Here is a 25,602-nt window from a genome sequence, read left to right on the forward strand (position 1 = left end):
CCGGCTCGGTGCGTCAGGCGTGGCGGGGCTCACGCGAGGGTACGTCGGCACGGTGGCCGATCGCCTGTCCGGCGCCGACGGTGATCTTCACACAGCTTCCATGATGCGGAAAAGATAATCCACTGGTAGAAATGAGCCAGCTTCCGCACACCACAGAGAGGGTGGTCACCGATGGCCGACAGCGCCGGGCTGCAGGTCGACCCGCACCTGAAGTCGTTCGTCGAGGACGAGCTCCTGGCCGACGTCGACGTGACGGCCGCCGACTTCTGGTCGACAGTGGCGCAGCTGCAGGAGCGGTTCGCGCCGAAGATCGCGCAGGCGCTGACCCGCCGCGACGAGATCCAGGCCGCCATCGACGCCTGGCACGCCGAGCACGGCGCCGGATCGCGCGACGACTACGAGAAGTTCCTGACCGACCTCGGCTACCTGGCGCCCGAGCCGTCGTCGGTGCGCATCGCCGTCGACCGGGTCGACCCGGAGATCGCCGAGATCCCGGGACCGCAGCTCGTCGTCCCGTCCACCGTCCCGCGCTACGCGCTCAACGCCGCGAACGCGCGCTGGGGCTCGCTGTTCGACGCCTTCTACGGCACCGACGCGCTCCCGCAGTCCGGCGAGCTCGCCACGGGCTACGACGAGCGCCGCGGCGCGCAGGTCATCACCGCCGCCGACGAGCTGCTCGACGAGCTCTTCCCGCTGGCGACCGGTTCGCACGCCGACGTCACCGCCTACCGGGCCGGGACCGACGGCCTCGTCGCGGACACCGCGAACGGCACCGTCGGGCTCGCGGACGCGGCGCAGTACAAGGGCTTCCGTCCCGCCGACGACGCCGGTCGCGCCGCCGTCCTGCTCGCCCGCAACGGCCTGCACCTCGAGCTGACCATCGACCCGACCGCACGGGTCGGGAAGCAGCACCACGCCGACGTCGCCGACATCGTGCTGGAGTCGGCGATCACCACGATCGTCGACCTGGAGGACTCGGTCGCCACCGTCGACGGCGAGGACAAGGCGCAGGCCTACCGCACCTGGCTCGGGCTGCTCACCGGGAACCTGGTCGCCGAGTTCGACAAGGGCGGGAAGACCGTCACCCGCCGGGTGAACCCGGACCGCTCCTACACCGCGCCCGGCGGCTCCGAGCTCACCCTGCCCGGGCGCTCGACGATGCTGGTCCGCAACTGCGGCCACCACATGACGACGAACGCGGTGCGCACCGCCGACGGCACCGAGGTCGCCGAGGGCGTGCTCGACGCGCTGGTGTCCGCCGTCGCCGGGCTCTACGACCTGCAGGGGAAGGGGCCGCACACCAACTCCCGGGCCGGCAGCGTCTACATCGTCAAGCCCAAGCAGCACGGCCCGGAGGAGGTCGCGCTGACCGTCGAGCTGTTCGCCGCCGTCGAGGAGGCGCTCGGGCTGGCCGCGAACACGCTCAAGATCGGCATCATGGACGAGGAGAAGCGGACCTCGGTCAACCTCGCCGCGTGCGTCGCCGAGGCGTCGCAGCGGGTCATCTTCGTCAACACCGGGTTCCTGGACCGGACCGGCGACGAGATCCACACCTGTTCGAAGGCCGGCCCGGTGCTGCGCAAGGGCGACATGAAGTCGACGACGTGGCTGCAGACGTACGAGGACCGCAACGTCGACGTCGCGCTCGCCGCGGGCTTCTCGCACGCCGCGCAGATCGGCAAGGGCATGTGGGCCAAGCCCGCCGCGATGGCCGAGATGCTCGAGCAGAAGGTCGGGCACCCGAAGGCGGGCGCGAACTGCGCCTGGGTGCCGTCGCCGACCGCGGCCACCCTGCACGCGCTGCACTATCTGCGGGTCGACGTGCACGGGGTGCAGCGCGAGATCGCGTCCCGCCCCGTCGCGGACCGGTCGAAGCTCCTCGAGCTGCCGCTCGGTGACGCGTCGGCGCTGTCGGCCGACGAGGTCACCCACGAGCTGGAGACCAGCGCGCAGTCGATCCTCGGCTACGTGGTGCGGTGGGTCGGGATGGGCATCGGCTGCTCGACCGTGCCGGACCTGTCCGGGGTCGGGCTGATGGAGGACCGCGCGACGCTGCGGATCTCCGCCCAGCTGCTCGCGAACTGGCTGGCCCACGGGGTCGTCGACGAGGCGACCGTGCGGGACACCTTCGCGCGGATGGCGGCGGTGGTCGACGACCAGAACGCCGGCGAGCCGGGTTACCCGCCGATGGCCAAGGACCTCGACGGCAGCGAGTCGTTCCAGGCCGCGCTGGAGCTGGTGTTCACCGGGGCGACCGAGCCGAACGGGTACACCGAACGCACGCTGACCCAGTGGCGGCAGCGGGCCAAGGCGAACGCCTGACGCCGCTACTCCGTACGCCCCGATCGGGCGTCACGATCTGTCCCTGCCGGGGCGGGAACGTGGCGCCCGATCGTCGTTGCGGGCCGGTGACCCTTCTCCGTGGAAGCCGGATGCCGGTGGACCGGCACCCGGGTTCCACGGAGAAGGATCATGGGCCGCGCCGACCGGCGTTGCCTCGCGTAACGTCGCAGGTGTGACCGCCGACACCACGGACGCCGACCTGCCTCGGCTGCCCTTCCCGCGCGACGACGTCGTCGACCCGCCCGCGCTGTTCGCCGAGCTCCGGGCGCGGGCGCCGGTCACGCCGGTGCGTACACCGGCCGGGGACGTGGCCTGGCTGGTGACCGGCTACCCGGAGGCGCGCGAGCTGTTCGCCGACCCACGGCTGGGGCGCAGCCATCCCGACCCGGACCGGGCGCCCCGGATCTCCGGCTCGGTGATCTTCGGCGGGCCGTCGGGGGGCTCGCCGGAGACCGAGCGGGAGCAGCACATGCTGATGCGCAGGCTGCTCGCGCCGGCGTTCTCGGCACGGCGGATGCAGCGGTTGACCGGCCACGTCGCCGAACTCGTCGCCGAGTGCCTGGACGCGATGGAGCGTGCCGGGCCGGGGGTGGACCTGCACGAGACGCTGTCGTTCCCGCTGCCGGTGCTGGTGATCTGCGAGCTCCTCGGCGTCCCGTTCGCCGACCGCGACCGGTTCCGGGAGTGGTCCGAGGGCCTGTCCCGGCTCGACGACCGGGGCCACGCCGAGGACTCGGCCGTCAAGCTGCACCGCTACGTGCGCGAGCTGATCGACCGGAAGGCGACCCGGCCGGGGGAGGACGTGCTGTCCGACTTCGCCGCGCTCGCCACCGACGACGCGGCGCGGGACCGGCTCGCGGGCCTGGGTTCGGGACTGCTGTTCGCCGGGCACGAGACGACGGTCGGCCGGATCGACGCGGGCACGCTGCTGCTGCTCGACCGGCCGGACGAGTGGGCCGCTCTGGCGGCGTCGCCGCAGCCGGCCGTCCCCGCGGCGGAGGCGGTGGCCGACGACGTGCCGGCCGGCTCGCCCGCGGCGGACCGGGTCGCCGCCGTCGTCGAGGAGATCCTGCGGATGGCCGCGCCGGGCGGCGCCGCGGGCGGCGTGCCGCGCTACGCGCACGCCGACCTCGACGTCGCCGGGGTGCGCGTCCGGACCGGCGACGCGGTGCTGCTCGCCCCCGGCGCGGCGAACCGGGACCCGCGGGAGTTCGCCGACCCGGACCGTTTCGACGCCGCCCGCCGGCCGGCCCACCTGGCGTTCGGGCACGGGCCGTACTTCTGCGTCGGCGCGAGCCTGGCCCGGGTCGAGCTCACCGAGGTGTTCCGCGCGCTGCCCGCCCGGTTCCCGACGCTGCGTCTGGCGGTGCCGCGGGCGGAGCTGCGGCCGCGTGCGGACGTGCTCACCGGTGGCCTGCGCTCGCTGCCCGTGGAGTGGGACCGATGATGTCCGGGTGCTCGAACTGCGTGTCGCCGCCCTGGACCATCCCGACGCCGTGCTCCTGAACGACGAGGTGCAGGCCTGGTACCGGCAGGTCTACGGCGACGGCGACGTCAGCCTGCTCGGCGTCGCGCAGTTCGCCGCGCCGCAGGGGGTCTACCTGATCGGCTACGACGAGCACGGCCGCGCGGTCGCGTCCGGCGCCTGGCGCCCCGTGGACGCCGACCCGGGCGACCCGGCCGTCCGCGACGGCGACGCGGAGATCAAGCGGATGTACGTCGTGCCGTCGGCGCGCGGACACGGACACGCGCGGACGGTGCTGGCCGAGCTGGAGCGCACCGCCGCGGTCGCGGGCCGGCGGCGCGCGATCCTCGAGACCGGAACGGAGCAGCCGGACGCGATGCGGCTCTACGCCGCGAGCGGGTACCACCCGATGCCGAACTTCGGTGCCTACCGAAACGATCTTCGCTCACGGTGTTTCTGCAAGCCCCTGGCGGAGTGAGCCTCGGTACGGTGGCGGGCGAAACGTCTGGTTGCGCCGATAGGATGACCGCGGCGTCGCCGGCGTGCCCCCGCCGGTGGTCGGCCGATCGTTCCGAATGGCGTTGCTCGCCGCTCCCCGGTTCCGGCCGCGACCCCGCCCGTTCGACCGACCGACCCTGACCCCCAGGAGGTGCCGGTGCTCGCCCTCGTGGCCGCCCATCTCGTCCTGGCGCTGTGCCTGCCCGCAGTCGCCCGGTACAACAGACGGCTGGCCTTCGCCGCCGGAGCGGTACTGCTGGCGGTGACTCTCGTCTGGGCGATGACCCAGGCGCCGGAGGCACTCGGCGCCGGCGTGACCGACGAGCTCGCCTGGGCGCCCGAGCTGGGACTCTCGCTGAGCCTGCGGCTGGACGCGCTCGCCCTCGCGATGATCGTCCTGGTGTCCGGGGTCGGCGCCCTGATCCTGATCTACGCGGCCTGGTACTTCGGCCCCCGCTCCACCGACGCCGCCCGGTCCGCGGCGCTGCTGGTGACCTTCGCCGGGATGATGCTCGGCCTCGTCCTGGCCGACGACCTGCTCACGCTCTACGTCTTCTGGGAGCTGACGTCGCTGACGTCGTTCCTGCTCGTCGGCCAGGGCGGCCAGTACCGGGAGAACCGCCGGGCCGCGGTGCAGGCACTGGTGGTCACGGTGTTCGGCGGGCTCGCGATGCTGCTGGGCATCGTGCTGCTGGGCCAGCTGGCGGGCACCTACCGCATCCCGGAGATCACCGAGGCGGCGCGGGCCGGCACGCTCGCCGTCGACCAGCCGGTCGCCCTGGGCGTCGCGCTGGTGCTGATCCTGCTCGGCGCGCTGACCAAGTCCGCGCAGCTGCCGTTCCACCCGTGGCTGCCCTACGCGATGGCCGCGCCGACACCGATCAGCGCGTACCTGCACGCCGCGTCGATGGTGAAGGCCGGCGTGGTGCTCGTCGCGCGGCTGTCGCCTGCGTTCTCGGCGTACGCGGTGTGGTGGGTGCCGGTGATGGTGCTCGGCCTGGCGACGATGCTGCTGGGTGGCTGGCGCGCGATGCGCCAGACCGACCTCAAGCGGCTGCTGGCCTTCGGCACCGTCAGCCAGCTCGGTTTCCTGATGGTGCTGTTCGGCGCGGGCTCGCGGGTGGCCGCGCTGGCCGGCATCGCGATGCTGCTCGCGCACGGGCTGTTCAAGGCCCCGCTGTTCATGGTCGTCGGCGCGATCGACAAGTCCTGCGGCACCCGTGACCTGCGCGAGCTGTGCGGGCTCGGGCGGCGCCGGCGCGACCTGGCGCTCGTCGCCGGGCTGGCCGGGATGTCCATGGCGGGCCTCCCGCCGCTGCTCGGCTTCGTCGGCAAGGAGGCCGCCTACGACGCGTTCGTCCTCGAGGGCGGCGCGCGCGGCTGGGTCGTCGCGATCGGCCTGCTCGCCGGGTCGCTGCTGACCGTCGGCTACACCGCCCGGTTCCTCTGGGGCGCGTTCTCCACCAAGGGCCTCGTGCCGACCGGCGGCGCCCCGGTGTCGCTGGGGCTGTCCGGCCCGGCCTGGGTGTGCGCGCTGACCGGCCTGGCCGCCGGCTTCTCGGCGCCGCTGGTGCAGGCGCTCGCCGGGGCGTACGCGGCACCGTTCCCCGCGGTCGGCGACGGCTACGCCGCGCAGTACGAGCTGGCGCTGTGGCACGGCTTCGGGATCGCGCTGCTGTTCTCCGCGATCGCCGTCGTCGGCGGTCTGCTGCTGCACCGCTACGGATCCGGCCTGACCGGGCACGCCAGCGTGCCGGGGGTGTCCGCGCAGCGCGGGTACGAGACCGTGGTGACCGGGCTCGAGCGGTTCGCGATCGCCGTCACCGGCCGGCTGCAGATCGGTTCCCTCCCGGCCTACCTCGCCTTCATCCTGATGACCCTGATCGCGCTGCCGGGGACCGTGCTGCTGCTGGCCGGCGAGCTCCCCGCGTCGCAGAGCCTCTGGCACTCGATCATGCAGGTGCCGGTCGGTCTGATGGTGATCATCGCGGCGATCGCGTTGACCCGGGCCCGCCGCCGGTTCACGGCGGTCGTGCTGGTCGGAGCGGTCGGTTACGGTATCGGCGGTCTGTTCATCATCGACGGCGGGCCGGACCTGGCGCTCGCGCAGTTCCTGGTCGAGACGCTGACGGTGGTCGTGTTCGTCTTCGTGCTCCGCCGGCTCCCGGCACACTTCGACGAACCGGACTCCGAGCGCCGCGTACGCCTGCCGAAGGCCGTGCTGGCCTCGGTCGGCGGGCTGCTCGTGGCCGGGATGGCCGTGGTGCTCTCCGGGGCCCGGACGGAGCCGGCCGCGACGACCGAGTCCTTCGTCGCGAACGCGCCGGAGGCGGGCGCGACCAACCTGATCAGCGCGATCCTGGTCGACTTCCGGGCACTGGACACGATCGGGGAGATCACGATCCTGCTGATCTGCGCGGCGGGCGCCGCCAGCCTGGTGCTGGCCACGCGCTACGACCGCAAGCGCGACGGACGGGTCACCGCCAGTGGATCCGGTTCGCCGCAGCACGAGAAGGAGGTCCTGGGATGACGACCGGGTCCAGAGGAGCTCCGGCGGAACCGGAGTCCGCGGCGCGTGGAGCGTCGGCGGGAGCCGACGGCGCCGCGGCGACGCAGGTCGCGGACACGTCGTGGGCCCGGTGGGACCAGCCCAGCGGGCGGTTCATGCTGCCCGGCAGGTGCGAGGACACCCGCGAGCGGACGCTGGTACTGGAGGCGGCGGCCCGGCTGCTGTTCCCGACCGTCCTGGTCTTCTCGGTGTACCTGCTGTTCGAGGGCCACTACGGCCCGGGCGGCGGGTTCTCCGGCGGGCTGGTCGCGGGACTGGCGTTCGTGCTGCGGCACATCGCCGGGGGCGACGACAACCTGGGGTCGAAGTTCCGGATCCGGCCACCGGTGATCGTGGGCACGGGGCTGAGCATCGCGGTCGTCACCGGTCTGGTCCCGGTGCTGTTCGGCGGGGCCGTGCTGGAGAGCGGGAAGATCACGCTGACCTTCGGGTCGTTCGGGTACATCGACATCGTCTCCAGCCTGTTGCTCGACGTGGGCGTCTACCTGCTGATCATCGGCGTGGTCTTGGACCTGCTGCGCTCGCTCGGATCGGGGATCGCCCGGGACGCGCGCGAGGCCGGCGAGATGACCGCGGCGGGCCGCGCGGACGGCACCGCGGCGGGCCGCGCGGACGGCACCCTCGCCGAGGACCCGGCCGCTGCCGGGACGACCGACGGTGCCCGTGCGCACCGGAGCGGGGGCGACCCGTGGACGTGACGATCAACCTGAGCATGGCGCTGGTACTGGCCGTGCTGTACTCCGTCGGCTTCTACCTGCTCATGCAGCGTTCCCTGATGCGCATCCTGATCGGGATCGTCGTGCTCGGGCACGGCGCGAACCTGCTCCTGCAGCTGGCGGGCGGACCGCCCGGCCGGGCCCCGATCGTGGGCCTGGTGGGGACCGCCGAGATGACGGACCCGCTGCCGCAGGCGCTGGCCCTGACCGCCATCGTGATCACCTTCGCGCTGACCACCTACCTGCTCGCCCTGGGCTACCGCTCCTGGGTGCTGAGCGGACACGACGAGGTACAGGACGACGTGGAGGACCGCCGGATCGCGGCCCGCCAGGCACCGGCCGGTGCGATGGAGGAGGGCACCGCCGAGGAGACCGAGCGCGGTCCCGAGGACACCGCCGACTCGCACGAGCTCGAGGAGGGCCGCAAGTGACCCTGCTCCAGGCACTCGTCGCGCTGCCGGTGCTGCTCCCGATGCTGGCGGCCGCGCTGAGCGTGATCGTCAGCCGCCGGGCGTCGCTGCAGCGCGCGGTCGGCGTGGTGACGCTGGCGATCGTCAGCGTGGTCGCCGGCATCCTGCTGGTGGCCGCGGACCGGTACGGCCCGGTCGTGGCCGAACTCGGCGGCTGGACCCCGCCGACCGGTATCGCGCTGGTCGCCGACCGGATGTCGGCGCTGCTGCTGCTGATCTCGACGCTGGTGACCCTCGCGGTGCTGGTCTACGCCATCGACCAGCGGATCTCCGACTACGGCCGGGACACCGCGAGCACGACCTTCCACCCGATCTTCCTGCTGCTCTCCACCGGTGTCTCGCTGGCCTACCTGACCGGTGACCTGTTCACCATGTTCGTCGCGTTCGAGATCATGCTGGCGTCCAGCTACGTGCTGATCACGCGGCGGACCTCGGTGTCCCGGGTCCGGTCCGGGATGACCTACGTGATCGTGTCGCTGATGTCGTCGCTGCTGTTCCTGACGGCGATCGGGCTCGTCTACGCCGCGACCGGGACGGTCAACCTGGCCGAGCTGTCCGGCCGGATCGAGCAGCTGCCGGACGGCCTGCGTTCGGTGCTGGCGCTGCTGCTGGTGGTGGTGTTCGGGATCAAGGCGGCGATCGTGCCGCTGCACTTCTGGCTGCCGGACAGCTACCCCAACGCCCCCGCGCCGGTGACCGCGCTGTTCGCCGGCCTGCTGACCAAGGTCGGCATCTACGCCCTGCTGCGCACCCAGACCCTGATCTTCCCGCAGGACCATCCGTCGATGCTGCTGCTGGTGATCGCGGCGATCACGATGGTGGTCGGCGCGCTCGGCGCCGTCGCGCAGGACGACCTGAACCGGTTGCTGTCGTTCCTGCTCGTCAGCCACATCGGCTTCATGGTGTTCGGGCTCGCGATCTACACCCCGGAGGGGATCGCGGGAACGGCGCTGTACGTGGTGCACCACATCACGGTGCAGGCGACGTTGTTCCTGGTCAGCGGTCTGATCACCCGGCGTACCGGGACCACGTCGATCAGCCAGATGGGCGGGCTGGCCCGCACCTCACCGTGGCTCGCGGTGCTGTTCGCCATCCCGGCGATCACGCTCGCCGGGCTCCCGCCGACGTCCGGGTTCGTCGCGAAGCTCGCCCTGCTGCAGGCCGGTGCCGGAGCCGGGCTGTCGACCGAGATCGTCGCCGGGTTCGTGGTGCTGGCCAGCCTGCTGACCCTCTACGCGATCGCCCGCGTCTGGGTCCGGGTGTTCTGGGGGACGCCGAAGGAGCCGATCGCCGACAACGACCCGAACGACGAGCTCGTGGTCGGGACCGCGCGCAGCGCGCGCGGGATGTACGTCGGTGCCGCGTCGCTGATCGGGGTGAGCACCGTGATCGCGGTGTTCGCCGGGCCGCTGTCGAGTGTGACCGCCCGTGCCGGGGAGGACCTGGACACCCGCGAGGGATACGTGGTCGCCGTGCTCGATCCCGGGGTCGGCACCGGTGCGCCCGTGACGACGGCGGACGCTCCCGGCGCACCGGACGGCGAGGGCCCCGCAGCGCCGGACGGCGGCGAGGGCCCCGCAGTGCCGGACGGCGGCGAGGGCACCGCAGTGCCGGACGGCGGCGAGGGCACCGCGATGGCCGAGCAGGCGCACGGGACCGCGGAGGTGACGCCGTGAGCGAGGAGCGCAGGGACGTGAGCCGCAGCGCCGAGGACCACACGCCCGCCGGTGTCCCACCCGCGCGCCCGGAGACGACCACCGAGCCGATGGGCGGCGGCGGCCGGATCGGGAGCTGGCGGCGCCGGATCCCGCAGGTCGTCACGCTCGCCGTGGTGTGGGTGCTGCTGTGGGGCAGCCTCACCCCGATGGCGATCATCGGCGGCCTGCTGATGGGGCTCGCGGTGACGGCGCTCTTCCCGCTGCCGCTGCTGCCGGAGCGGCTGCCGGTGCGGCCGGTGAAGCTGCTGCGGCTGGCCGGGTTCCTCGCGGCCGACCTGGTCGTGTCCGGGATCCGGGTGAGCCTGGTGACCCTGCTGCACGGCCGGCGCGCGACCGCGGGGATCGTCGGGCTGCCGCTGTGCACCGGCTCGGACCGCACCGTCACGACGATCATCGCCACCTGCGCGCTGTCCCCGGGCAGCTTCACGTTGCAGGTCGACCGGCAGCGTCGTCGCTGGTACGTCTACGCGCTCGGGCTGCACCGCGACGGTGCGGTGGAGCGGGTCCGGCGGGACATGATGAACCTGCAGATGCGGGTGATCGACGCGATCGGCAGCGAGGAGGACGTCCGGCGCTGCCGGGTCGCCGTCGAGGAGGTCGCCACGGGCCGGGACCCGGGGCGCGTGGCGGGGGAGGGAACCCGGTGAGCGTCGTCTACGCAGTCGTCCTGGCCATGCTGGTGACGGGTTCGGCGATGGTCCTGTGGCGGCTCATGAAGGGGCCGACCACGCTGGACCGGATCGCGGCCCTCGACGTCTTCGTCGTGCTGATCGTGGCGGCCGCCGCCGTCTACGCCGCGATCTACACCGACGGCACGAACATCCCGCTGCTGGCCGCCGTCGCGCTGATCGCCCTGGTCGGCTCGGCGACGGCGGCCCGGCTGGTCGAACAATGGGAGCGACACCGGTGAGCGTGGCCGACATCGTCTCCGCCGTCCTGATGCTGGTCGGCGGGCTGTCCTGCCTGCTCGGCGCCCTCGGCCTGGTCCGGCTGCCGGACCTGCCGGCGCGGCTGCAGGCCACCACGAAGCCGCAGACCCTGGGCCTGCTGCTGATCCTGCTCGGTGTGGCCGTGCAGCTGGAGTTCGAGAACTCCTCGACGCTGCTGCTGGTCGTGCTGTTCCAGGTGCTGACCGCGCCGGTGATCTCGCAGGTGGTCGGCCGCTCGGCCTACCGCAGCGGGGCCATCGACCGGGACTCGCTCGTCGTCGACGACCTGGCCGACCGGATGGCCGCGGACGCCCGCGCCGTCCCGGCTCAGTCCGCGTCGGAACGGCCCGGGGTGTCGACCGACGGGGGCTCTCCGGAGTCCTCCCGCAACGTCGACGGGGTCGACGGGGCCTCCGACCGATAGGCGGCGTGCCCGATCGCGAAGCTCGCGATCGGGATGGTGAACAGCTGCAGGGCGATCGCGACGCCCAGGACCATCAGCACCCCGGGTTCCGGCACGAGCACGGCGGCCCCGACGAGCAGCGCGACGATCCCGAGCCCGGCCGCCTTGGTGACGGCGTTGGTGCGGTTGTAGACGTCGGGCAGCCGCAGCAGCCCCACCGCGCCGGCGACGATCAGCAGCACCCCGGCGCCGGCGATGATCCCGCCGAGGGTGTTCTGCACGAGCCCGCCGGTCACGCGTTCGCCCAGATCAGCCGGGCGAACGCCACGGTGGCCAGGAACCCGACCAGGGTGGCGACGACGACCAGGTCCAGCATCGCCGCCGAGTCCAGCCGCAGCGCGAGCAGCACGACGAACGCGACGACGACCACGAACCCGTAGTCGACGGCCAGGCCGCGGTCGGCCTCGGTCGGTCCGGCCAGGACCCGGTACAGCGCGACGAGCAGGCTCGCCGCGAGCAGGACCAGCCCGGCGTCGAGCAGCAGGATGCCGATCACGGGGTCTCCTCCTCGTCCTGGTGCTCGTCGGCCGGGGTGCGCAGGCAGGCCAGCAACCGGTCCTCCAACTCCCGCACGCTCGCCCGGAGCGTCTCCGGGTCCGCGGCGTGCATGCCGTGCACGGTCAGTTCCGGGGACCGCGACCCGGTGGTGAGGTTCAGCGCCAGCGTGCCGGGGGTGAGACTGAGCAGGCTCATCAGCGAGGCGATCTCGATCCGGCTGCGCGAGCGCAGCGAGACCAGCACGATCGCCGGCTCGACCGAGTGCCCCGGGGTGAGCACCTCGCGCAGCACCACGGCGTTGGCCCGGACGAACTCGGCCGAGAACCAGCCCAGGAAGCTCAGCCCGGCGGTGATCCGGTTGCGGGGCCTCATCCGCCCACCGCCCCGGCGTAGGTCGTGGCGTCGACGAGCCCGTCCGCGGCGACCAGGCACAGGCTCAGCAGCGGTTCCGCGGCGAGGCCGAGCAGCAGGCTCAGCCCGCCCAGCGCCAGCGCCGGCGCGACCGCGCGGGCGGGGACCCGCAGCGACACCACGGTGCCGGTCGACCCGGCGGACCCGCCGGCCTCCCCGGGATCGGGGGCCCGGTCGCCCCAGAACACGCCGTTCCAGATCTTGAGCATCGACAGCAGGGTGACCACGCTGACCCCGATCGCGACGAGTGCGGCGACGATCCGCCCGGCGTCCACCGCGCCGACGACGAGCACGAGCTTGCCGACGAACCCGGACAGCGGCGGGATGCCCGCCAGCGACAGCGCCGACACCGCGAACGCGACCGCGGCCGCCGGGGAGTGGGCGGCGAGCCCGCCGAGCCGCGCGAGCTCGCCGGTGCCGGCATGTTGCTCGACCGCGCCCGCCACCATCAGCAGCGCGGCCTTGACCAGCACGTACTGCACCATGAAGAAGATCGCCGCGGCCAGCCCGAGCGGGGTGAAGATCGCCAGGCCGAGGACGATGTAGCCGATCTGGCTGACCATGTGGAAGGTGAGGATGGTGCGCATCCCGCCGGCCCCGACCGCGCCCAGGACACCGATCACCATGGTCAGCAGCGCGGCCACGAGGATGATCGGCAGGAAGCGCGGGTCGCCGTCGTAGACCACGGCGTAGATCCGGAACAGCGCGTAGACGCCGACCTTGGTGAGCAGGCCGGAGAACAGCACGGTCACCGCCGCCGGTGCCGCGCCGTAGGCGCGCGGGAGCCAGTTGTGCACCGGCACCAGGGCGGCCTTCACCGACAGCGCCAGCAGGATCACCGCGGTCGCCGCGGCGAGGGCCGGGTCGTCGGCGGCGGCACCGGCGAGGTCGCCCAGCTGCACGGTGCCGGCCACGCCGTACACCAGCCCGAGCCCGGCGAGGAACACCGTGGAGGCGAGCAGGTTCACGGTGAGGTAGAGCCGGGACGCGGCGATCCGGTCGGGGCCGCGGCCGGTCGCGATGAGCACGTAGCTCGGGACCAGCATGACCTCGATGAACACGAACAGGTTGAACAGGTCCCCGGTGAGGTAGGCGCCGTTCACCCCCGCCAGCAGCAGCAGTGACTGCGGCAGGAAGGCGCGGTCGCCGTCGGCGTCGTTCAGCGCGGCGTAGGCCAGGCAGGCGATGCCCAGCACCCCGGTGACCAGGAGCATCACCGTGCCGAACGCGTCCGCGACCAGCGGGACGGCGATGCCGTCCGGCCAGCCGCCGAGCCGCTGGACGATCACCTGGCCGTCGGAGGTGGCGGCGAGCAGTACCGCGGCGACGGCGGTGCCGGCGACGACCGTGCTGAACGCGACGGCCCGGCGGGCGGCCGCCGTCATGCGGATCCCGAACAGGATCAGCGCGCCGCTCGCGGCGAGCGGGACGGCGATCGGCGCGATCAGCAGCGCCTCGAGCCCGGTCATCGGTCGCCCCCGTTCGCCCCGGCGGATCCGTCCGCGGTTCCGGTGTCGCCGGCCGTGTCCGGGCCGCCGTCCCCGTCTCCGGAGCCGTCCGGCTCGGCGCGGCGGCCGTCGTCGTCCGCGTCACCGGCCTTGAGCAGGGACAGCAGGTACACGGTGATCGCGAAGGCGATCACGATCGCGGTCAGCACGAACGCCTGCGGGAGCGGGTCGGCCATCGCCGCCCGGTCCTGCTGCCCGAGCAGCGCGGGCTCCCGGTTCGCCATCCCGCCCGCGGAGATGATCACGACGTTGACGCCGTGGCCGAGCAGGATGAACCCGAGCACCACGCGCAGCAGCTCGCGCTGCAGGATCAGGTACACCCCGCCGGAGACCAGCACGGTGACGACGAGCGCGGCGGTCACCGGCCCACCTCCGGCCGCGCGCCGTGCCGGTCGGCCTGGTCCTCGCGGACGTCACGGTGGTGCACCGGGCCGAGTGAGGACCCGGCCCGGGTCCCTCCACCGAGCCGGTCGACCGCGGCCACCATCAGTCCCACCACCATCGAGAAGATCCCCAGGTCGAACACGAACGACGACAGCAGCACCTCGCCGGGCAGGTACACCGGTGTCAGGAAGGGCAGGCCCAGCGGCATGACCGCGAGCCCGGTCAGCAGGCTGAGCAGCAGCCCGGCCCCGACCAGCGGCTCGGGCCGCAGCCGCAGCGGCCACGAATCGCCGCGGTGCGCCAGCCGCAGGAACAGCACCGCGACCCCGGCGACCAGCGACGCGATGAAACCGCCGCCGGGCTCGTCGTGCCCGCGCCAGAGCAGGAACAGCGACAGCGCGCCCATCAGCGGGGCCAGCACCAGGCTGCCCACCCGCATCACGACGGTGTCCGCGGGGCCGTCGCGGGCCACCCGCGGCCGGGCGTCGGCGCCGGCCTCGGTCCGCCGGATCAGCACCAGCAGCCCCAGCGCCGCGGCCCCGACGACGACGGCCTCGCCGAAGGTGTCCATCCCGCGGAAGTCCACCAGGATCGTGTTGACCACGTTCGTGCCGCCGACCGCGGGCTCGGCCGTGTCCAGGAGGTAGTTCCCGACCGCCGACGGTTCCCGCCGTCCGGTCAGCGCCAGCGTGCCGGCGCCGAGGGACAGCCCCGCGGCCAGCGCGGTGACCGCGGCCGGGATCCGGCGCCACCGGGTGGGCCGGTGCAGCCGCACCCCGCGGCCGCGCAGCACGAGCACCGCGACGACCGTCGTGAGGATCTCGACCAGCAGCAGGGTGAGCGCGACGTCCGGGGCGCCGGCGAGCAGCAGCCACAGCGCCGTCGTCAGCCCGGCGAAGCCGGTGGTGGCCAGCGCGGCGACCGGCGAGCGGGTGAGCGCCGCGCCCAGCACCACCGCCAGGACCAGCCCGAGCACCACCCAGTCCAGCCCGCGCACGACGGGGCCGGGGTAGGCCGGTACCGCCGGCAGCAGGACGCCGGCGGCGACGGCGAGCACCGGCAGCAGCAGCACCGGCCGGACCAGCACCGCGGCCGGGGCCGGGTCGGTGTCCGGCCGCCCGACGAGCGCGCCGAGATCGAGAACCCGGGCCCGGATCCGGTCGAACACCGCCGCGCCGTCGGGCACCCACAGCCGGCCCAGGAGCGCGTCGACCCGGTCCCGCCAGTGGAACAGCGCGTACCCGGCGGCCACGGTGACCAAGGACAGGAACAGCGCGGGGGTGATCCCGGGCCAGAGCTCGAAGGTGACGGGCTCGGCGCCCGGGTCGAGATCGGTGGTGGCCCGATCGGTCAGCGGGTTCAGCACGGAGACGAGCGGGCCGAGCAGCACCCCGAGCAGCGCGGCGACCGCGGCCGGGGCGAGGAACGCGTACCGCGGCTCGTAGAGGTCCGGCTGGGACAGCGTCCCGAAGAACGCGCCGTAGACGATCCGCGCGCTGTAGGCGAAGGTCAGCACCGAGGCGATCACCGCGGCCGTCGCGGCGACCGGGCCGGCGCCGGGCGCGAAGTCGGCCTCCAGGAAGCCCTCGAACAGCGTCTCCTTCGACACGAACCCGATCAGTGGCGGGATCCCGGCCATGGACAGCGCGGCGATCCCGGTGAGGGTCGCGGTCACCGGCATGACCTGCCGCAACCCGCCGAGCTCGCGGACGTCGCGGCTGCCCGCCTCCTTGTCGATGATCCCGACGAGCATGAACAGGGTGGCCTTGAACAGTGCGTGCGCGAAGGTGTGCAGCACCGCCGCGGACAGGGCGTAGGAGGTCCCGACGCCGATCGCGGCGGTGATCAGGCCCAGCTGGCTGACCGTGGAGTGCGCGAGGATCGCCTTGAGATCGTGCTCGCGCAGCGCCAGCACGGCCCCGACCACGGCGGTGAGCAGGCCGAGCGGCACCAGCACGGTCGACCACGCCGTCGTCGGCACGTAGACCGGGGAGAACCGCATCAGCAGGTAGATGCCGGCCTTCACCATCGTCGCGGCGTGCAGGTAGGCCGAGATCGGGGTCATCGCGACCATCGCGCCGGGCAGCCAGAACGTGAACGGCAGCTGCGCGGACTTGGTCGCCGCGGCCAGGATCAGCAGCGCCGCCGCCGGCACCGCCAGCGGGCTGGACAGCACCAGCGCGGGGTCGGCGGTGATCACGCCGAGGTCGGTGGTCCCGGCCGCGACGCCGATCATCACCACGGCGCCGAGCAGCGCGAACCCGCCCATCGCGGTCACGATCAGCGCCCGCCCGGCCGGTGCGGCCGCCTTCGGCCCCGCCGTGTTGATCAGCAGGAACGACAGGACGGTGGTGAGCTCCCAGAACACGTAGAGCAGCACCAGGTCGTTCGCGGTGACCAGGCCGATCATCGCGGCGGCGAACCCGGTGAGCAGCCCGTAGACGGTCGCGACCGGGTAGTGGTCGTCGAGGTAGCTCGGGCAGTAGGCCAGCACCAGCGCGCCGACGCCGAGCACGATCGTCACGAACAGCAGGCTCAGCCCGTCCATCCGCAGCCCGAACGAGATCCCCAGCGAGGGCATCCAGGCGTAGGAGGCGGTGAGCACGTCGCCGTCGACGATCCGGCCGGCGGAGGTGTTGGCCAGCACGGCGAGCGCGGCGAGCCCGGCCGCGATCGGGTATCCGGCGTTGCGGCCCATGAAGCGGGCCAGCAGCGGGCCGAGCAGCGCGAGCGCGGCGGCGCCGCCGAGGACGATCAGGGAGATCACCGCGGGAGATCCTCGGGGTGGGACGGGGGCGTCGGCACGCGGCCCTGTACCCGCGGCGCGGCTGCGGAAAACCGGACGAAGGGGGCATTGCGGTCCGGCTCGTTTTGTGTCACCGGATCGCCGCAGCCATCTCCCCCGCGGATGGTCATGATCGGAATCATGCGCTTCACGGAACGTGCCCCGCCCGACAGGCTGAACCGGCCGGCGCCGGTGGACACGGAGGTTCCCGGCCGTAGTCGAGAGGAACCCGCGCACTCATGGCCACTGTGGACTTCACCGGGATCATCCCGCCGATCGTGACCCCCTTCCACGACGACGAGACCGTCGACACCGAGGCGCTGCGCCGCGAGGTCGACCACCAGCTCTCCGCCGGGGTGCACGGCATCTGCGTGACCGGGACGACCGGTGAGGGGCAGACGCTGTCGGTGACCGACAGCACCGAGGTGGCCCGCACGGTCGTCGAGCACGTCGGCGGCCGCGTCCCGGTGATGGCCGGGATCATCCAGAACTCCACCCGCGCGTGCGTCGAGTACGGCCGGGCGCTGGCCGACGTGGGCGTCGACGGGCTGCAGGTGACGCCGGTGCACTACCTGTTCCAGCCGGGCCAGGACGAGATCATCGGGCACTACCGCGCCGTCACGGAGGAGACCGGCAAGCCGGTCATCATCTACAACGTCGTGCCGTGGGCGATGGTCGACGTCCCGACCCTGGTGCGGATGGTCACCGACGTGCCGGCGGTCGTCGCCGTCAAGCAGAGCGGCGGGGACCTGCACAAGGTCGCCGACCTGCTGGCCGCCCTCGACGGCGCCCCGACCCGGGTGCTCTCCGCGGTGGACGACCTGCTCTACCCGTCGTTCACGCTCGGCGCGCACGGCTCGGTGTCCGGGACGTCCTCGCTCGCCCCGGGCCTGGTCGTCCGGCTGTGGGAGGCGGTCCGGGCCGAGGACCACGCGACCGCCCGCGAGCTGCACCGGGTGATGCTGCCGCTGTGGCGGTCGGTCGAGGGCGCCAACATGCCCGCGCTGATCAAGGAGTGCCTGCGCCTGCAGGGCCGTGTGGTCGGCGTCCCGCGGCGCCCCTGCGACCCGCCGACCCCCGAGCAGACCGAGCGGCTGCGTGCCGCCGTCTCCGGCGCCGGCCTGCTCGCCGTCGCCGCCTGAGCCACTCGTCCCGACCCGCTCCCGTCCCGCTCCGACCCGCTCCGTCCCGCTCCCCGAGAGCTCCCCCCAGAGAGGTCCCCCGATGAGGCACCGGACACTGGCGTCCGTCGCGCTCTCCGCCGCGCTCGCCATCACCCTCACCGCCTGCGGCTCCGGCCCCGCCGGAGACGGCACCGTCTCCATGCGGTTCGGCCACCTGTACGAGGTCGACCACCCGTTCCACCGGTGCGGTGCCGAGCCGCTCGCCCAGGCACTCGCCGACGACGGCATCGACCTGCAGATCTTCCCCGGCGCGCAGCTCGGCGGCGAGCAGGAGCTCGTGCAGTCCACCGAGTTCGGCGACCTGGACATGAGCATCGCCGGCCCCGGCGCGGTCGCGAACTGGCACGCCCCCTGGGGCGTGCTGGACGCCGCGTACGCGGTCGACGACTGGGACCACATGGAGCAGGTGTGGGCCGGCCCGGTCGGCGAGGAGCTCCGGCAGGGGCTGACCGAGGACAGCGGGATCCGCGCCGTCGACCTGTGGCTCTACGGCACCCGGCACCTCACGGCCAACGTGGAGGCCCGCTCCCCGGCCGATCTCGCCGGGCAGAAGATCCGCGCCATCGACACCCCGGTCAGCCTGGCGAACGCCCGCGCGCTGGGCAGCGAGCCGGTCCCGGTCGCGTTCGCCGAGCTGTACCTGGCGTTGCAGCAGGGCGTCGTCGACGGCCAGGAGAACCCGATCCCGACGATCCAGTCCGGACGCTTCTACGAGGCCCAGAGCACGCTGAACCTCACCGGTCACCTGGTGCAGGCCACCGTGCTGATGGTGTCGCCCGACGCCTGGGAGTCGCTGAGCCCGGCGCAGCAGGAGGCCTTCGGCGCCGAGCTGGAGACCGCCGGTGCCGCCGTGCGCGAGTGCGTCGAGACCGAGGAGCAGGAGCTGCTCGCCGAGTGGGAGGGCTCCGGCGCGTTCGGCACGATCGTGACCGCCGACGAGATCGACCGCGACGCCTTCCGGGCGAAGGCCGAGGCCGAGGTGCCGGGCCAGTTCGAGGCGCAGTGGGGCGAGGGCCTCTACCAGCGCGTCCGGGAGACGGCGTCGTCGTGAGCAGCCCGACCCGGCCGGCCCGGCGGCGCTGGGACGAGCGGCTGATGACGGTGGAGGCCTGGGTCGCGACGGCGTTCCTCGTCGCGCTCGTCGTGCTGGTCGGCACCCAGGTCGTCACCCGCTACGTCCTGGCGCGGCCACCGGTGTGGACCGAGGAGACCGCGCGCTACACGCTGATCTGGCTGACGTTCGTCGGCGCGGCCCACCTGGCCGGCCGGCGACGGCACCTCACCGTGGCGACGTTCGACCGGTTCCTGCCGCCGCGCGTGCTGGCCTGGACGATCGCCGTCGCGGATCTGGTGATCGCCGGGCTGGCCGGGTTGCTGGTGTACGCCAGCATCGACTACCTCGAACGGGTCTCCCGCCAGACCACCGCCGCCGGTGGGCTGCCGATGAGCTGGGTCTACGGCGCGCTGACCGTCGGCCTCGCCCTGGTCGCCCTGCACTGCGTGGTCGGCGCGGTCCGCGACCTGCGCGTCCTGCTCACCGGCGGGATCCCGGTGCTGCCCAGCGCGGCCGAGGCCGCCGAGGAGGTGGCGGCGTGACCGTCGCGCTGCTGGTCCTCGGGCTGTTCGTCGGGCTGTTCGTGCTCCGGCTTCCGGTGGCGTTCGCGCTGCTGCTGCCGTCGGTGGGCTACATCCTGCTCACCGGCAACGTCTCGTTCTCGATCGCGTTGCAGCAGGTCACCGGCGGGATCGACAGTTTCGTCCTGCTCGCCATCCCGCTGTTCATCCTGATGGGCAACCTGGCGAACGCCGCCGGGGTGACCGACCGGATGTTCAGCGGCGTGCAGGCGGTGATCGGGCACGTGCGGGGCAGCTACGGCTACACCAACGTGCTGGTGTCGCTCGGGTTCTCCTGGATGAACGGCTCCGCGCTCGCCGACATCGCGGGCGCCGGGAAGATGCAGGTGCCGGTCATGGTCCGGGAGGGCTACGGCCGGCGCTACACCCTCGGGCTGACCGGTGCGGCGTCGATGATCGGCCCGATCATGCCGCCGAGCATCCCCGCGGTGCTGTTCGCGCTGACCGCGGGCGTCTCGATGGGCGGCATGCTCATCGCCGGCGTGCTCCCGGCACTGCTGATCACCGTCGTCCTGCTGGTCACCGTCTGGTGGATGTCGCGGTCCTGGGAACACCTGCGCTCGCCCCGGCCGGCGCCGCGGGTGGCCGCGCGCCGGGTGCTCACCGCCGCGCCGGCGCTGATCACCCCGCTGATCCTGCTGGGCGGCATCCTCGGCGGCGTCTTCACCCCGACCGAGGCGGCCGCCGCCGCGGCGGCCTACATGCTGCTGCTCGGCGTGGCCTACCGGTCGTTCTCCTGGTCGGCGCTGCGCGACACCCTGCGGTCCACGGCGGACACCACCGCCGGCGTCATGGTGATCATCGCGTCCGCCACCCTGTTCGCGTGGATCCTGTCGCTGGAGCGCGCTCCGGACCTGCTGGCGCAGTACCTGGTCGGTGCGATCGACCAGGCCTGGGTCTTCCTGCTGGTGGTGAACCTGCTCCTGCTGCTGTTCGGCGCGGTGATGGAGACCGGCGCGCTGATCCTCATCCTGGTGCCGGTGCTCCTGCCGGCCGCGGAGGCGTTCGGCATCCACCCGCTGCACCTGGGCGTCGTCGTGGTGTTCAACCTGATGCTCGGGCTGCTGACGCCCCCGATGGGGCTGGTGCTGTTCGTGCTGGACGCGGTGACCGGGTCCGGGTTCAACGAGGTCGTTCGCGGGGTCGCGCTGTTCGCGGCGCCGCTGCTCGGCGCGCTCGCCCTGGTGACCTACGTCCCGGTGCTCAGCACCGGGCTGCCGGGCCTGCTGGGATTCTGAGGTGACCGGCGGGAGCGGCGCGCAGACCTGGTGGAGCGCGCGGAACATGACGCTCGACTCGCTGATCAGCTTCCTGGCGGTGGTGGAGTTCGAGGGGTTCGGCCGCGCGGCGCAGGCCCTGCACCGGTCGCAGTCCCGGGTGAGCACGCACGTGTCCGAGCTGGAGCGGGCGCTGGGGGCGCCGCTGTTCGACCGGCGGACCCGGCCGACCGCGCTGACCGACACCGGAGAGGCGTTCGCCGAGCACGTCCGGGCAGCGCTCGGCCATCTGGAGTCCGGCACCGAGCACGTGCGCGCGCTGATCGACGTCGAGCAGGGCGAGGTCCGGATCGGCAGCTACGCCAGCGCCAGCATCGGGTTCGTGCCCGGCGTGCTGGCCGAGTTCACCGGCCGGTACCCCAAGGTGCAGGTCGTCCTGCACGAGGCCGGGGTGCGGGAGCTGGAGGAGGTGCTGCTGGAGGGCGAGGTGGGGCTGGCCGTCCGGCCGGTGCAGCCCGAGCGGCTGCACCGCGACCTGGCCGAGGAGTCGCTGTGGCGCGAGGAGATGCAGCTGGTGCTGCCCGCCGACCACCCGGCGGCGGGCGAGCGGGACCCGGCCGGCGACGACGACGCGGTGGCCCGGCTGCTCGGTGACCGGGTGATCTCGGTCGGCAACCCCCGGCGGCGCAGCGCGATGGCGGCGGAGTCGCTGGACACCGACGTCGTGCTGGAACGGGCCGGGGTGGACCGCTCCCGGGTGCTCTACACCCAGCACCCGCAGGCCGTCGTGGCGATGGTGGTCGCCGGGCTGGGGGTCGGTGTCGTGAACGGGCTGGCGCTGGCGACCAGCGACACCGGCGGCGTCGTGGTCCGGCCGGTGCTGCAGCGCGAGGTGCACCGCGACGTCGCGCTGTGCTGGCACCGGCAGCGTTACCACTCCGCCGCCGAGCGCCGGATGATGGAGATCGTCCGGGCGGCCCCGGCTCCGCCCGGCACCCGCTCGCTCCGGCCGATGGGCCCCGCGGCGCCGGCCGTCTGATCGCTTCGTACCCTGCGGGTGTGCCTGTGTACGCGCTCGGTGACGCCGAACCGGACATCCATCCGACCGCCTACGTCCATCCGGACGCCGTCGTGATCGGCAACGTGACGATCGGCCCGGAGTCGACCGTCTGGCCGACCGCGGTGCTGCGCGGCGACGACGGCCGGATCGAGATCGGCGCCCGGACCAGCGTGCAGGACGGCACGATCGTGCACACCACCCTGCGCGCGCCGACGATCATCGGCGACGAGGTGACGGTCGGGCACAACGCGCACATCGAGGCCGCGACGATCGGGAACCGCGCCCTGATCTCGTCCGGCTCGGTGGTGCTGAACGGCTCCCGGATCGGGGAGGGCGCGATCGTCGCCGCCGGCGCGGTCGTCTCGCCGGACGCCGACATCCCCGCCTACCGGATGGCGCTCGGCGTCCCGGCCCGGGTCCGGGAGTCCTACGAGGTGCCCGCCGACCGCTGGCGGCACTCGGTGGAGTCCTATGTCGACCGCGGACGCCGGTTCCGCGCGCAGCTGCGGAAGCTGGAGGGCTGATGGCCAAGCCGTTGCACGAGGTCGTCGAGGCCGGCTGGGCCCAGGCCCTGGAGCCGGTCGCCGAGGCGGTCACCGGGATGGGCGAGTTCCTGCGCACCGAGATCGCCGCCGGCCGGCGCTACCTGCCCGCCGGGGCGAACGTGCTGCGCGCGTTCCAGCAGCCGTTCGACGCCGTCAAGGTGCTGATCGTCGGGCAGGACCCGTACCCGACGCCGGGGCACGCCGTCGGGCTGTCGTTCTCGGTCGCGCCGGAGACCCGGCCGCTGCCGCGCTCGCTGCAGAACATCTTCCGCGAGTACGCCGAGGACCTCGGGCACCCCGCCCCGTCCTCCGGTGACCTCACCCCGTGGACCGAGCAGGGCGTGCTGCTGCTCAACCGGTGCCTGACGGTCGCGCCGGGTGAGCCGGGCTCGCACCGGAACAAGGGCTGGGAGGAGATCACCGAGCAGGCGATCCGGGCGCTGGTGGACCGGGACGCCGAGCCGATGGTGGCGATCCTCTGGGGCCGCGACGCCCGGAACCTGGTGCCGCTGCTGGAGGACGTGCCCACCGTCGAGTCGGCGCACCCGAGCCCGATGTCGGCCGACCGCGGGTTCTTCGGGTCCCGGCCGTTCAGCCGGGCCAACGACCTGCTGGAGGAGATCGGCGGGGAACCCGTCGACTGGAAGCTGCCCTGAGGGTCAGCCGCAGGTGCCGTCGTCGGTGCGGCCGTGCCGGAAGAACTCGATCGCCCGGGCGCCGCAGTCGGGGATGCGGCTCAGCGTGCCGTGGCCGTCGTCCTCCACGGTGAGGAGCGACCCGCCGATCCGGCGCTGCATCTGCCCGGCCCACTCGTACGGGGTGACCGGCTCGTGCCGGTGCCCGGCCAGCTGCAGGGCACTGTCGCCGTGGGTGAGCTCGTGCCAGGGCTGCGCGGGCAACGGCCAGCCGGCGCACCAGTTCTCGTAACCGGCCGCCCAGCCGAACAGCGGCGACGCGGCCCGGCGCTGCTGGTGCTCGTGCCACAGCGTGCCGGCGTCCGGGTCGGGGCCCTGGTCGTTGCAGAACACCGAGACCTGCATGAACCGTGAGCCGCGGGGGTCGTCGCGCAGGCCCAGGCCCGGCGTGCCGTGCGCGGGGTCGAGCAGCGGCGGCAGCTCCCCGTCGCGCAGCGCCCGCACGCTCCCGGCGATCTCCGGCCAGTCCCGCTGCGGGTGACCGAGCATCATCCGCAGGTCCCCGCCGTCGATCTCGACCTGCTCGCCGTCGGGTGTGGTGACGACCAGTGGTGTCGCGTCGAGCTCCCGGACCAGCGCGTGCACCGTCGCCGAGACCTCCGCCGCGGTGTCGCCGAGCCCGTCGTGCCCGCCGCCGGCGACCCAGCCGGTGAAGCGGTCGAGGTTCGCGTCGGCGGCCCGGGGCACGGCGTCGTTCATCTCGCGCAGCGAGAAGTCCGGCGTGATCACCGAGTCGAGCAGCATCCGGTCGACGTGGTCGTCGAACAGGCTGCGGTACACCGCCCCGAGCGCGGTGCCCCAGGAGACGCCGTAGAAGCTGATCCGCTCCTCGCCGAGGGCCTGCCGGATCGCGTCCACGTCCCGGGCGACGGTGTTCGTGGACAGGCCGGCGACGAACTCCGGGTCGGCGCCGGCGCAGGTCGCGTTCCGGTGGGCGAACTCGGCGTGACTCCGGCGGAAGTCCTGTTCGGACACCGGCGCCGGGTCGAGGTCCCCGCCCGCCCGCAGGTCGCACTCCTTGCCCTCGCTGGTGTGGACGCCGCGCGGGTCGAACCCGATCAGGTCGTGGTCGGTCGCGAGGTCGCCGACGGCCGACCCGGCCAGCGTCGCCGGCATCGAGAGCCCGGGGTGACCCGGGCCGCCCGGGTTGGTGACGATCACTCCGCGGCGCCGCTCCGGGGAGGTGGCCGGGCGCCGGCTGACCATCAGGTCGAGGGTGCGGCCGTCCGGGGCGTCGTAGGACACCGGCACGGTGACCGTCCCGCACCCGGTGCGCGCGTCGCCGGCGTCCCAGTCCTCGACGACGTCCCGGCACGGGGCCCAGGAGATCGCCGTCGGCGGGGCCGGTGCGGCCGTCGGCGCGGGTACCGCGGCGAGTCCGACGCCGGCCGCGGCGGCCAGCAGGGCACCGAGCAGCGGTGTGGGGGGCATGGGGTCCTCGTCTCGCTCGCCGGAGGTCGGTCGGGCGCAGCCTGCCGCCGCGGGCCCCTGTCCCGCCTCGGCCCGGGAGCCGATCATCTCCGGTCGCGGCTCGTCCTCACGGCCGATGCCGGGGCCGGGTCCGGCCGGTCGACGGGGGTCCTGAATTAGGGTGGTCGGTGTGACCGATCCGGGGGAGATGCGCATATCCGACGCCGACCGGGAGGCGGCCGCGAAGCGGCTGCACGACGCGGTGGGCGAGGGCCGCATCACCCTGGCCGAGCTCGAGGAGCGGCTCGACGTCGTCTACGCCGCCCGCACCGCGAACGAGCTGCGCCCGCCGCTGGCCGACCTGCCCGGGGCTCTGCCGGGGACCGTCGTCCCCACCGGGCCCGCCGCGGCCCCCGTGCCCGCCGGGCAGCGGGTGCACCTGCGGACCGGCGGGGGGTCGCTGAAGCGGACGGGTGACTGGCGGGTGCCGGCCGCGCTGAAGCTGACGACGAGCATGGGGTCCATCCACCTGGACCTGTCCGAGGCGCGGGGGGTGCCGCAGCGGATCGACGTCGAGGTGGCCGTCGGGATGGGTGAGGTCGTGCTCGTGCTGCCCGAGGGCGGCACCGCCGACGTCGACGGGGTGAGCGGCTCGTGGGGCGAGGTGAACTCGAAGGTGCCGCAGACGGCCGGTACCAGCGGGCCACACCTGGTGGTGCACGGCAAGGTCGGGATGGGGTCGCTCACCATCCGCGGCACCCGCACGGGGTGGTGGAAGACCGTCCTCGGCTGAACATTCCCCGGACATGACGAGAGGCCCGGTCCCTGGGGACCGGGCCTCTCGTGTGGTTCGGGGTCTCGCCGCGTCGCGGCACCACCCGTCAGACCTTCGCGACCTTCCCGCCCTTGATGCAGGAGGTGCAGGCGTTGATGCGGCGGCGGTTGCCACCGTTGATCGCGGCCCGGACGGTCTGGATGTTCGGGTTCCAGCGGCGGTGGGTGCGGCGGTGCGAGTGCGAGACGGACATGCCGAAGCCCGGACCCTTGCCACAGACGTCGCAGACGGCAGCCACGTCGGACACTCCTCAGGTTGGGAATA

26 protein-coding genes are annotated in these 25,602 nt (G+C 73.4%); 18 read left to right on the top strand and 8 right to left on the bottom strand.

The annotated features are described in order from the left end of the window. Positions 1-171 precede the first annotated feature (171 nt). The 10 genes from WIS52_RS30220 (at position 172) to mnhG (ending at position 11,132) form a co-directional block, all read left to right on the top strand. Positions 172-2,322 (top strand): malate synthase G, encoded by a 2,151-nt coding sequence (locus WIS52_RS30220; RefSeq protein ID WP_349301831.1) that lies wholly within the window; start codon positions 172-174, stop codon positions 2,320-2,322. 193 nt (positions 2,323-2,515) lie between these two features. Further along, the gene (locus WIS52_RS30225; protein ID WP_349301832.1) at positions 2,516-3,790 is read left to right on the top strand and encodes a cytochrome P450; all 1,275 of its coding nucleotides are present in this window, start codon (positions 2,516-2,518) and stop codon (positions 3,788-3,790) included. 7 nt (positions 3,791-3,797) lie between these two features. Next, complete coding sequence (locus WIS52_RS30230; protein ID WP_349301833.1) at positions 3,798-4,286, top strand: GNAT family N-acetyltransferase; 489 nt, start codon at positions 3,798-3,800, stop codon at positions 4,284-4,286. 177 nt (positions 4,287-4,463) lie between these two features. Continuing rightward, complete coding sequence (gene mbhE, locus WIS52_RS30235) at positions 4,464-6,836, top strand: hydrogen gas-evolving membrane-bound hydrogenase subunit E (RefSeq protein WP_349301834.1); 2,373 nt, start codon at positions 4,464-4,466, stop codon at positions 6,834-6,836. Further along, positions 6,833-7,573 carry an MnhB domain-containing protein gene (locus tag WIS52_RS30240; RefSeq protein ID WP_349301835.1) on the top strand — a complete coding sequence of 247 codons (741 nt, stop codon included), beginning with the start codon at positions 6,833-6,835 and terminating at the stop codon, positions 7,571-7,573. Before mbhE (WIS52_RS30235) ends, WIS52_RS30240 begins: the two co-directional genes overlap by 4 nt. Beyond that, entirely contained in the window at positions 7,570-8,022 is a 453-nt protein-coding gene (locus WIS52_RS30245; RefSeq protein WP_349301836.1) for a Na(+)/H(+) antiporter subunit C, read from the top strand. The genes WIS52_RS30240 and WIS52_RS30245 overlap by 4 nt, the downstream gene beginning before the upstream one ends. Further along, positions 8,019-9,737 carry a Na+/H+ antiporter subunit D gene (locus WIS52_RS30250; protein WP_349301837.1) on the top strand — a complete coding sequence of 573 codons (1,719 nt, stop codon included), beginning with the start codon at positions 8,019-8,021 and terminating at the stop codon, positions 9,735-9,737. The genes WIS52_RS30245 and WIS52_RS30250 overlap by 4 nt, the downstream gene beginning before the upstream one ends. 17 nt (positions 9,738-9,754) lie before the next feature. Continuing rightward, on the top strand, positions 9,755-10,426 hold the full coding sequence (locus WIS52_RS30255; RefSeq protein WP_349301838.1) for a Na+/H+ antiporter subunit E: 672 nt from the start codon (positions 9,755-9,757) through the stop codon (positions 10,424-10,426). Next, entirely contained in the window at positions 10,423-10,689 is a 267-nt protein-coding gene (locus WIS52_RS30260; protein ID WP_349301839.1) for a monovalent cation/H+ antiporter complex subunit F, read from the top strand. Before WIS52_RS30255 ends, WIS52_RS30260 begins: the two co-directional genes overlap by 4 nt. Then, entirely contained in the window at positions 10,686-11,132 is a 447-nt protein-coding gene (mnhG, locus tag WIS52_RS30265; protein WP_349301840.1) for a monovalent cation/H(+) antiporter subunit G, read from the top strand. Before WIS52_RS30260 ends, mnhG begins: the two co-directional genes overlap by 4 nt. Here the strand turns inward: mnhG and WIS52_RS30270 are convergent. Genes WIS52_RS30270 through mbhE (WIS52_RS30295) form a run of 6 tightly spaced genes read right to left on the bottom strand, consistent with a single transcriptional unit; the run spans position 11,036 to position 16,739 of the window. Then, positions 11,036-11,407 (bottom strand): cation:proton antiporter, encoded by a 372-nt coding sequence (locus WIS52_RS30270; RefSeq protein WP_349301841.1) that lies wholly within the window; start codon positions 11,405-11,407, stop codon positions 11,036-11,038. The genes mnhG and WIS52_RS30270 overlap by 97 nt on opposite strands. Further along, a complete protein-coding gene (locus tag WIS52_RS30275; protein WP_349301842.1) occupies positions 11,404-11,667 on the bottom strand; it encodes a monovalent cation/H+ antiporter complex subunit F in 264 nt (87 codons plus the stop codon). Before WIS52_RS30275 ends, WIS52_RS30270 begins: the two co-directional genes overlap by 4 nt. Further along, on the bottom strand, positions 11,664-12,041 hold the full coding sequence (locus tag WIS52_RS30280; protein ID WP_349301843.1) for a Na+/H+ antiporter subunit E: 378 nt from the start codon (positions 12,039-12,041) through the stop codon (positions 11,664-11,666). The genes WIS52_RS30275 and WIS52_RS30280 overlap by 4 nt, the downstream gene beginning before the upstream one ends. Continuing rightward, on the bottom strand, positions 12,038-13,549 hold the full coding sequence (locus tag WIS52_RS30285; protein ID WP_349301844.1) for a proton-conducting transporter transmembrane domain-containing protein: 1,512 nt from the start codon (positions 13,547-13,549) through the stop codon (positions 12,038-12,040). Before WIS52_RS30285 ends, WIS52_RS30280 begins: the two co-directional genes overlap by 4 nt. Continuing rightward, the gene (locus WIS52_RS30290) at positions 13,546-13,950 is read right to left on the bottom strand and encodes a sodium:proton antiporter (RefSeq protein WP_349301845.1); all 405 of its coding nucleotides are present in this window, start codon (positions 13,948-13,950) and stop codon (positions 13,546-13,548) included. The genes WIS52_RS30285 and WIS52_RS30290 overlap by 4 nt, the downstream gene beginning before the upstream one ends. Then, positions 13,947-16,739: a hydrogen gas-evolving membrane-bound hydrogenase subunit E gene (gene mbhE / locus WIS52_RS30295; RefSeq protein WP_349301846.1), complete on the bottom strand. Its 2,793-nt coding sequence runs from the start codon at positions 16,737-16,739 to the stop codon at positions 13,947-13,949. The genes WIS52_RS30290 and mbhE (WIS52_RS30295) overlap by 4 nt, the downstream gene beginning before the upstream one ends. A 257-nt stretch (positions 16,740-16,996) precedes the next feature. Here mbhE (WIS52_RS30295) and WIS52_RS30300 point away from each other — a divergent pair, with 257 nt between their 5' ends. From WIS52_RS30300 to WIS52_RS30330, 7 genes are all read left to right on the top strand, one after another. Further along, positions 16,997-17,899, top strand: coding sequence for a dihydrodipicolinate synthase family protein (locus WIS52_RS30300; protein ID WP_349301847.1), 903 nt, complete (start codon positions 16,997-16,999; stop codon positions 17,897-17,899). 82 nt (positions 17,900-17,981) lie between these two features. Beyond that, complete coding sequence (gene dctP, locus WIS52_RS30305) at positions 17,982-18,992, top strand: TRAP transporter substrate-binding protein DctP (RefSeq protein WP_349301848.1); 1,011 nt, start codon at positions 17,982-17,984, stop codon at positions 18,990-18,992. Then, on the top strand, positions 18,989-19,537 hold the full coding sequence (locus WIS52_RS30310; protein ID WP_349301849.1) for a TRAP transporter small permease: 549 nt from the start codon (positions 18,989-18,991) through the stop codon (positions 19,535-19,537). The genes dctP and WIS52_RS30310 overlap by 4 nt, the downstream gene beginning before the upstream one ends. Continuing rightward, entirely contained in the window at positions 19,534-20,814 is a 1,281-nt protein-coding gene (locus WIS52_RS30315) for a TRAP transporter large permease (protein WP_349301850.1), read from the top strand. Before WIS52_RS30310 ends, WIS52_RS30315 begins: the two co-directional genes overlap by 4 nt. Before the next feature lies 1 nt (position 20,815). Further along, complete coding sequence (locus tag WIS52_RS30320) at positions 20,816-21,832, top strand: LysR family transcriptional regulator (protein ID WP_349301851.1); 1,017 nt, start codon at positions 20,816-20,818, stop codon at positions 21,830-21,832. A 20-nt stretch (positions 21,833-21,852) separates the two neighbouring features. Continuing rightward, positions 21,853-22,377 carry a gamma carbonic anhydrase family protein gene (locus WIS52_RS30325; protein WP_349301852.1) on the top strand — a complete coding sequence of 175 codons (525 nt, stop codon included), beginning with the start codon at positions 21,853-21,855 and terminating at the stop codon, positions 22,375-22,377. Continuing rightward, on the top strand, positions 22,374-23,054 hold the full coding sequence (locus WIS52_RS30330) for a uracil-DNA glycosylase (protein WP_349301891.1): 681 nt from the start codon (positions 22,374-22,376) through the stop codon (positions 23,052-23,054). Before WIS52_RS30325 ends, WIS52_RS30330 begins: the two co-directional genes overlap by 4 nt. 3 nt (positions 23,055-23,057) lie before the next feature. Here the strand turns inward: WIS52_RS30330 and WIS52_RS30335 are convergent, their stop codons facing one another. Further along, positions 23,058-24,524 (bottom strand): alpha/beta fold hydrolase, encoded by a 1,467-nt coding sequence (locus WIS52_RS30335; protein ID WP_349301853.1) that lies wholly within the window; start codon positions 24,522-24,524, stop codon positions 23,058-23,060. 169 nt (positions 24,525-24,693) lie between these two features. Here WIS52_RS30335 and WIS52_RS30340 point away from each other — a divergent pair, with 169 nt between their 5' ends. Further along, the gene (locus tag WIS52_RS30340) at positions 24,694-25,296 is read left to right on the top strand and encodes a DUF1707 domain-containing protein (protein WP_349301854.1); all 603 of its coding nucleotides are present in this window, start codon (positions 24,694-24,696) and stop codon (positions 25,294-25,296) included. An 88-nt stretch (positions 25,297-25,384) separates the two neighbouring features. On the opposite strand, the gene rpmB is transcribed toward WIS52_RS30340, so the two are convergent. After that, positions 25,385-25,576: a 50S ribosomal protein L28 gene (gene rpmB / locus WIS52_RS30345; protein ID WP_349301855.1), complete on the bottom strand. Its 192-nt coding sequence runs from the start codon at positions 25,574-25,576 to the stop codon at positions 25,385-25,387. Between the last annotated feature and the right edge of the window lie 26 nt (positions 25,577-25,602).

It is taken from the genome of Pseudonocardia nematodicida (assembly GCF_040105385.1).
Lineage (GTDB): Bacteria > Actinomycetota > Actinomycetes > Mycobacteriales > Pseudonocardiaceae > Pseudonocardia > Pseudonocardia nematodicida.